The sequence below is a fragment of the Marinomonas sp. HM11-D genome (assembly GCF_057626615.1).
The window spans coordinates 1-7,106 of record NZ_JBMMKT010000028.1 but is presented as its reverse complement, the minus strand read 5'-3'; the positions used below and the strand labels follow the sequence as shown (position 1 = coordinate 7,106).

Genomic DNA, 7,106 nt, shown 5'->3' with positions numbered 1-7,106 from the left:
ACACAAAGAAAAAAGAGAGCCTATTGGCTCTCTTTTCATTTTAAACGCTTACCGCGATTAAGAATGCTCAGCTAGGAACTCTTCGCTTAGGTACAGTTCAGAGTTGCTGTTAATTTGCACGTCACGATCAATCACCATTTCTGCGATTTCTTTCGCTTCTTCTAGTGAGTGCATTGTGTAAGTGCCGCACTGATATTCGTTTAGCTCTGGAATGTCTTCTTTCGCTTGTACTTTGATCACATCGTGCATCGCTGCTTTCCAAGCGTCCGCGACACGGCGCTCACTTGGTGTACCGATTAGGCTCATGTAAAAACCTGTACGGCAGCCCATTGGAGAGATGTCGATGATTTCCACACCGTCACCATTTAGGTGATCACGCATAAAGCCGGCAAATAGGTGCTCTAGCGTGTGGATGCCTTTTTCAGACAAGATCTCTGAGTTTGGAATGCAAAAGCGTAGGTCGAATACCGTAATGGTATCGCCTTTTGGTGTTTCCATCGATTTGGCAATACGTACTGCAGGGGCGTGCATGCGTGTATGGTCTACTCGAAAGCTATCTAGTAGTGGCATGAGTGTTCTCTCCTATTATCTCGCGTTGAATGTTAAGCGAGGTGAATGTTCATGTGCTTATTGTACATGAATTTTTTCTTCCGCAATGGGCTGTTTATGAGATTTTAAATGTTCCCAAATCAGAGCAATAGCGAAAGCAACACTCGCAAATAGCATGTTTTGACCAATAAATAGCACCATAATGAGACAACTGATCGAGGCTAATACCGCTACCCAGCGCAGAGAGTCATTGAGTGATTTGATCGCGGTTAGGCAGGTCAGTAAATAAATCAGCAAAAATGCGCCATTGGTCATTTCAATCAGCCACTCCATTTGCGTGCCGAAGAGCTCAATGTAAAGCAGCGACAGCAAACACACACCGCCCACAAAACTGACCGCACGAATAGGCGTGCCTTGTTTAGAAAGCATAGCAAAATACTTAGGTATTGCGCGTTGCTGCGCCATGGATTGCACCATTCGAGCGAAGCCTAAAATGTAGGCGCCGACATTGGAGAAGGCGATAATGTAAGCGCCTACTGCAAACCAGCGCTGTGCTGGTTCACCTAATAAGCTTCCTACTAGTAAGGCTAAAGATTGGCTGTTAGTAAACTCATCGCCAAACACCTTGTGCTCGGCAATCATCAAGACGGTAGCTAGATACAAGAGGACCACAATCACGATGCCGCCTAAGAGTGCAATCGGAAAATCTCGATTTGGATTTTTAAACTCCGCGCCCATATGAGCCATGACTTCGATACCTAGAAAACACCAAAAGATGCTACCAGTGGCAAGCAGTGTCGTTTCAAGCTCAGGCCAGTTGCTTGGCTGAGCAATGATGTCTGATGATATGGGCGCACCGCTTACTAGGAACAGCGTGACGACGGTCACAATCAAACAAATTACGACGATGGTTTGAAAGTTAGCGGAGTTCTTCAGGCCGGCAATAGAGAACAGCAGCATGCCCAGCAGTGTGACAATGCTGAGAATAAAAATCGACTGTTCTGGTAAGTTCAATAATACGGCCAAATAGGCGGCGGCTACCTTAATAGCCACTGCTGGGCCAACTAATAAAATACTCAGAAACAACCAGCCGATGGCGCGTTCGACTTTTTTGCCGAGTACTTTGCCAATGTAATGGGAGGCGCCGCCGGCAGAGGGAAAGCGTCCTCCTAAAAAGGCAAACACAAAGGCAATTGGCACAATCACCAAAGCGGTTATTAGCCAGGCATAAAAAGCAAAGCTACCCGCTTGCGCGACCGACATGGCTGGTAGAATCATTAACCCAGTACCAACGAATGTGGTGACTGTCATGGCCATGCCTTGTAATGGACCTAGGCTCCTTTGGTATTGCATCGTCTTATCCTATTGAAAGTGCTGTGATTTAATGGAGTTAAGGATAAAATGCGGAGCAAGATAAATCTGCTCTCAAATTGTGCCCTTTAAGGATCAAAGTGCGGGTTTGACCAGCAAACTGTCGGTGAATAAGAATAAAAGGTTAACAAATGACTTTAGACCGTTATGACGAGAAGATTTTAGCCATGTTGGTGCAGGATGCACGTGCTTCCGTATCGGATATTAGTCGTCAGGTAAACTTGTCGCGCTCGGCGGTGTCAGAACGTATTAAGCGTATGGAAGAGAGCGGAAAAATTACGGGCTACCATGCCCATATTGCACTGACAGAAGATAATCAGATTTCGGCCTATTTGGCGCTCACCTTTCGCCCATTATCTTGCGAACTGGTTCAGCCATATGTGGAGCAGATTCCAGAAATTAAAATGGCGCACTCCATCAGTGGTGATATTGATCTGATGATATTGGTGCAGGTTGCAAGCATGAAGCGGCTCCACGAAATACGTTTGGAGATGGATAATTGGCCGAATATTGATAAGGTCGTCACACACATGTGCTTAGCGACGCGAGTAGAGCGACTCTAATCATCCTTTATTGTGTTAGTGTTCTAATTCGTTGTATTACAGTAGCCTAGATGCTTCAATTGCTGGCCTACAATCATTGCCTAACTATCTATTATCTAACTAAGGAGGCGAGTCTGAAAGGATTGGATTTCATCGCACGTTGGCGTAATCGAGAATTAGCCGCGGATGATCTGTTGTTACTTTCAGGCTTGGCGCTGGTGTGTGGCGTTTTGAGCAGCCTTACCATGACGGGTATGATTGAGCTGCTGTATTGGTTTTCTTCCTCCTTGTTGCCTTCCCATAGTGAAAACTATGAAGAACTTTCTCCTCTTGTGCGTTTTACCTTGCCTGTCGTGGCCTGCGCTGTACTGTCTTTAGTGTGGATGTTTACCCCTGGACGCTATCTTAAGGTCGGTATTCCTTATGTGGTTGAGCGCTTGAATTACCATCAAGGTAACTTACCTATCTTAAATGCCGTGGTGCAGTTCTTTGGTGCCTTTGTCGGTCTGATTGGTGGGCTTTCTATTGGCAAAGAAGGCCCTGCGGTACATATTGGCGCAACTTTTGGTAGCCAATTGGCACAGCGTTTTCGACTGTCTTATATCGGGGTTGATACGCTGGTTGCTTGTGGGGTGGCAGGTGCCATAGCTGCGGCTTTTCAAACGCCTCTTGCAGGTGTGTTATTTGCCTATGAAGTGATTTTTCATGAATACCGCTTACGCTTGGTATTGCCAGTACTGTTGTCTGCTATTGTGGCAACGGCGATCAGTCAGCTGATCTTAGGGCGCATTGAGATCTTTGAGTTGGAGACAGTTTTTCTACCGCTGTATCAGCTTGATGTTTTGGCGGCTTACGTTGTATTAGCCATCTGCATTATTATTGCCTCGGGTCTTTTTTACCAGGTGCAGAAGCTATTATGGCGCTTAGGTTATCTACCCCTGGCGCTTCGTTTTATGTTTGTGGGGCTGCTGACTGGCGTCGCGGGCTTGTATCTACCGCAAGTGCTGGGTAGCGGTTATGACACGTTAAACGGTCTGCTTAGCGGTGAAGTGATTTTGATATCACTGCTGGGCTTAGCATTAGCAAAAGTGCTACTAACTGCGATTTCTATTGGGCTAGGGATTCCTGGGGGCATGATTGGGCCAACATTTGTGATTGGCGGCATGTTGGGCGCGCAAGTGGCGTTTTGGTTTGATACGGAAATTCCTGCCACTGCGGAATTGGCGTTATTCGTACTGTTAGGGATGGCTGGGATGATGGCTACCGCTTTTCAAGCACCACTAACAGCGATTGTGGCCATGGTCGAAATGACCCATACCTCGGTGACCATAGCACCTGCGATCTTAGTCATAGTGATGTCTTGCACCGCGGTACGTTTGCTGTTCAATCAAGATTCTATTTTTGTCGAGCGCATGAATGCATTAGGTCTAGTCTCGGAATGGAGTCCGGTGCAGCGCTTGCTGCGCCAGCATGATGTTCGCAGCGTGGCCACTAAGATCGAAATTTTTCCTGAATTACTTCAACTTGAACGGGTCCGTGATCTGGCGTCGAATATGGTAGACTATGTGGCGATCCAAAAAGATGGACACCGCTTCATTGTTTCGGTTTCTGAAATGGTTGAAAAGCTCAAGGAGCTCGATGTTGGGCCACAGCTATGGCTGATGGAAGATCAAGATCGACAGGCAATGGATGTTTTACATGCTGTGACGGGTGCTAAGGTGAGTGTCGTCGATGCGTCGCTATCATTGGCTGAGTTATTGAGCTGGCTGCATCGACATGAACAGCATCAAGTGTTAGTGAGCTTTGCTCAGCAGGAGTTGTGGTTGGTTACATCGCGACAACTGGATCAAATGTTAATGAAGGGGTAGCTATGCTTTGGGTTAAAGCATTTCATATCGTGGCAGTGGTATGCTGGTTTGCAGCCTTGTTTTATTTGCCTCGTTTATTTGTATACCACGCTGATGCCAAGGATCGTGAAAGCATTGAGCGCTTTAAAATCATGGAGCGCAAACTGTATCGCGGTATCATGACGCCATCGGCGATTGCGACCGTGGTGTTGGGGGCTTGGCTGGTTTCTTATGGATCAGACTATTATTTTAGCTCTGGTTGGTTTCATGCCAAACTGCTGTTGGTGGTGATGTTACTTGGTTATCACCATGCTTGTGGCAGATTATTAAAGAAATTTGCTAACGATGAAAATACGCGTAGTCACGTGTTTTACCGTTGGTTTAATGAATTTCCTGTATTAGTACTGATCGGCGTTTGTATACTCGTCGTGGTGCGTCCTTTTTAATTTTTATCGTATTGATGGATCCTGTTATGAGTCGTTCTGAAGAATTGTATTCCCGTGCCCAGAAACACATTCCTGGTGGCGTAAACTCACCAGTTCGAGCGTTTAATGGCGTGGGTGGATCGCCAGTTTTCTTCCAGAAGGGAGAGGGCGCTTATGTTTACGATGAAGACGGAAAACGTTATGTCGATTACGTGGGATCTTGGGGACCGATGATTCTTGGTCACTCGCACCCTGATGTAATTGATGCGGTACGTAAGCAATTGGACTTCGGTTTGAGTTTTGGTGCACCGACTGAAGTTGAAATTACCATGGCGGATAAAGTGTGTGAGCTGGTGCCGTCGATGGACATGGTTCGCATGGTAAACTCTGGTACGGAAGCGACCATGAGCGCGATTCGTTTGGCGCGTGGTTACACAGGTCGCGATAAAATCGTTAAGTTCGAAGGCTGTTACCACGGTCACTCCGACTCTCTATTGGTAAAAGCAGGTTCTGGGGCTTTGACTCTGGGGGTGCCGAATTCTCCTGGTGTGCCAGCTGATCTTGCGCAACATACTATTACACTGCAGTTCAACGATATCGAAGAAGTGAAAGCTTGCTTCGCAGAAATCGGTGATCAGATCGCTTGTATCATTGTTGAGCCTGTGGCCGGCAATATGAACTGTATTCCACCAGTTGAGGGTTTCCTAGAAACGCTACGTGAAGTCTGTGATCAATCTGGTGCAGTGTTGATTTTTGACGAAGTTATGACTGGCTTCCGTGTGGCATTAGGTGGCGCGCAAGAGAAATTTAACATCAAGCCAGATTTAACGACACTGGGCAAGGTGATTGGCGCGGGTATGCCGGTGGGTGCCTTTGGTGGTAAACGTGAAATCATGGAATACATCGCACCACTAGGCCCTGTGTACCAAGCGGGTACGCTGTCTGGTAACCCTGTGGCCATGGTGGCCGGTCTTGCGGTACTGAATAAAATCAGTGAACCTGAATTCCATAAAACATTGGAAGCGAAAACGGTTGCACTAATGGATGGCATTCAAGCGGCTGCGGATGAGCTAAATGTTCCTGTGGTGACTGTCTGTGCAGGTGGCGGTATGTTTGGTATGTTCTTTACTGAGCAGGACAAAGTGACGACGTTTGCCGATGTGCAAAAGTGTGACACAGAGAAGTTCAAGCTGTTCTTCCATTACATGCTAGAAGAGGGAGTTTATTTAGCGCCTTCTGCGTTTGAGGCAGGCTTTACGTCGCAAGCGCATAGCGAAGAAGATATCGCGTTTACCGTTGCGGCGGCAAAACGTGCGCTAGCTAAACTTGCATAGGTAGGGATCCTTAATGAAGGAAGACAATATGCCTGTCGAAGAGACTGAAAAAGAAATGCTAAAAGAAGACGTAGACGGCAACGACAGTACCGCTACGACGCAGAAGCAACCGCATCGCGGAGTTTACTTGTTGCCAAACTTGTTTACTACGGCGGCGTTGTTTTCTGGCTTCTACTCCATCATCGCAGCAATGAATGGCAACTTTACTCATGCATCCGTGGCGATCTTTATCTCTATGGTATTGGATGGATTAGACGGACGAGTGGCTCGTTTGACGAGAACACAAAGTGCGTTTGGTGCAGAGTACGATTCTCTAGCTGACATGGTCTCGTTCGGTATTGCTCCAGCACTGGTTGCCTTTACTTGGGCACTTGCACCGTTAGGTAAAGTGGGTTGGATCGCTGCGTTTATCTACGCAGTGGGTGCGGCACTACGATTGGCGCGTTTCAATACTATGATTGGCAGCCAAGATAAACGTTACTTTACTGGCTTACCAAGCCCATCGGCTGCAGCGGTTGTGGCGGGGGTGATTTGGGCCTCAGAGAGCGCGGGTGTGTCAGGCGATCAAATAGCCAGCGTGATGGCATTGCTTGTCCCTATTACTGGCCTATTGATGGTGAGCAACGTGAAATACCGTAGCTTTAAAGATTTGAACATCAAAGGTCGCGTGCCATTTGTGGTTCTTCTGATTGCGGTATTGGTATTGGTGCTGATTGCCCTTGAGCCAGCGCTGGTACTTGCGGGTATCTTCTGTGCCTACGGCGTTTGGGGATTACTCGGCATCTTTATTAAACAACTACGTTAATAGCGATAGCTGTTAGTCTTTTAAAAGCCCGCTACTGAAATCAGTAGCGGGCTTTTTGTTTTTAAGCGCTTGGCAACATAAAACCCCATCCTAACCTTCCCCTTGGTAAGGGGAAGGGACATGAATTACCTCAGGAACTATAAAACTAAGCTCCTCCCCCTTATTAAGGGGGAGGCTGGGAGGGGGTTAAAGGCCTTGCAACCTCCACGGAAGACCATTGAAAACTGTTTTGG

At 47.1% G+C, this 7,106-nt stretch carries 7 protein-coding genes; 5 read left to right on the top strand and 2 right to left on the bottom strand.

Annotated elements, in window-relative coordinates:
• Nucleotides 1–57: 57 nt before the first annotated feature.
• Nucleotides 58–570, bottom strand: a complete 513-nt coding sequence (gene luxS, locus ACOSVP_RS18475; RefSeq protein ID WP_487348959.1) for an S-ribosylhomocysteine lyase — start codon at nt 568–570, stop codon at nt 58–60.
• Nucleotides 571–627: 57 nt separating this feature from the next.
• Nucleotides 628–1,902 (bottom strand): L-methionine/branched-chain amino acid transporter, encoded by a 1,275-nt coding sequence (gene yjeH / locus ACOSVP_RS18470; protein WP_487348958.1) that lies wholly within the window; start codon nt 1,900–1,902, stop codon nt 628–630.
• A 149-nt stretch (nt 1,903–2,051) separates the two neighbouring features.
• On the opposite strand from yjeH, the gene ACOSVP_RS18465 reads away from it, so the two are divergent.
• The 5 genes from ACOSVP_RS18465 to pssA are packed head-to-tail and all read left to right on the top strand — an operon-like array spanning nt 2,052 to nt 6,873.
• Nucleotides 2,052–2,483: an Lrp/AsnC family transcriptional regulator gene (locus ACOSVP_RS18465; protein ID WP_487348957.1), complete on the top strand. Its 432-nt coding sequence runs from the start codon at nt 2,052–2,054 to the stop codon at nt 2,481–2,483.
• Nucleotides 2,484–2,533: 50 nt separating this feature from the next.
• A complete protein-coding gene (locus ACOSVP_RS18460) occupies nt 2,534–4,330 on the top strand; it encodes a chloride channel protein (protein WP_487348956.1) in 1,797 nt (598 codons plus the stop codon).
• Between the two features lie 2 nt (nt 4,331–4,332).
• Complete coding sequence (hemJ, locus tag ACOSVP_RS18455; protein ID WP_487348955.1) at nt 4,333–4,755, top strand: protoporphyrinogen oxidase HemJ; 423 nt, start codon at nt 4,333–4,335, stop codon at nt 4,753–4,755.
• Between the two features lie 26 nt (nt 4,756–4,781).
• On the top strand, nt 4,782–6,068 hold the full coding sequence (gene hemL, locus ACOSVP_RS18450) for a glutamate-1-semialdehyde 2,1-aminomutase (RefSeq protein WP_487348954.1): 1,287 nt from the start codon (nt 4,782–4,784) through the stop codon (nt 6,066–6,068).
• 28 nt (nt 6,069–6,096) lie between these two features.
• A complete protein-coding gene (gene pssA, locus ACOSVP_RS18445) occupies nt 6,097–6,873 on the top strand; it encodes a CDP-diacylglycerol--serine O-phosphatidyltransferase (protein ID WP_487348953.1) in 777 nt (258 codons plus the stop codon).
• Nucleotides 6,874–7,106: the final 233 nt, after the last annotated feature.

Coding starts and splice junctions, on each gene's coding strand:
- yjeH (WP_487348958.1), bottom strand. CDS start 1,902: ATGCAATACCAAAGGAGCCTAGGTCCATTACAAGGCATGGCCATGACA.
- pssA (WP_487348953.1), top strand. CDS start 6,097: ATGCCTGTCGAAGAGACTGAAAAAGAAATGCTAAAAGAAGACGTAGAC.
- ACOSVP_RS18460 (WP_487348956.1), top strand. CDS start 2,534: ATGCTTCAATTGCTGGCCTACAATCATTGCCTAACTATCTATTATCTA.
- hemJ (WP_487348955.1), top strand. CDS start 4,333: ATGCTTTGGGTTAAAGCATTTCATATCGTGGCAGTGGTATGCTGGTTT.
- ACOSVP_RS18465 (WP_487348957.1), top strand. CDS start 2,052: ATGACTTTAGACCGTTATGACGAGAAGATTTTAGCCATGTTGGTGCAG.
- luxS (WP_487348959.1), bottom strand. CDS start 570: ATGCCACTACTAGATAGCTTTCGAGTAGACCATACACGCATGCACGCC.
- hemL (WP_487348954.1), top strand. CDS start 4,782: ATGAGTCGTTCTGAAGAATTGTATTCCCGTGCCCAGAAACACATTCCT.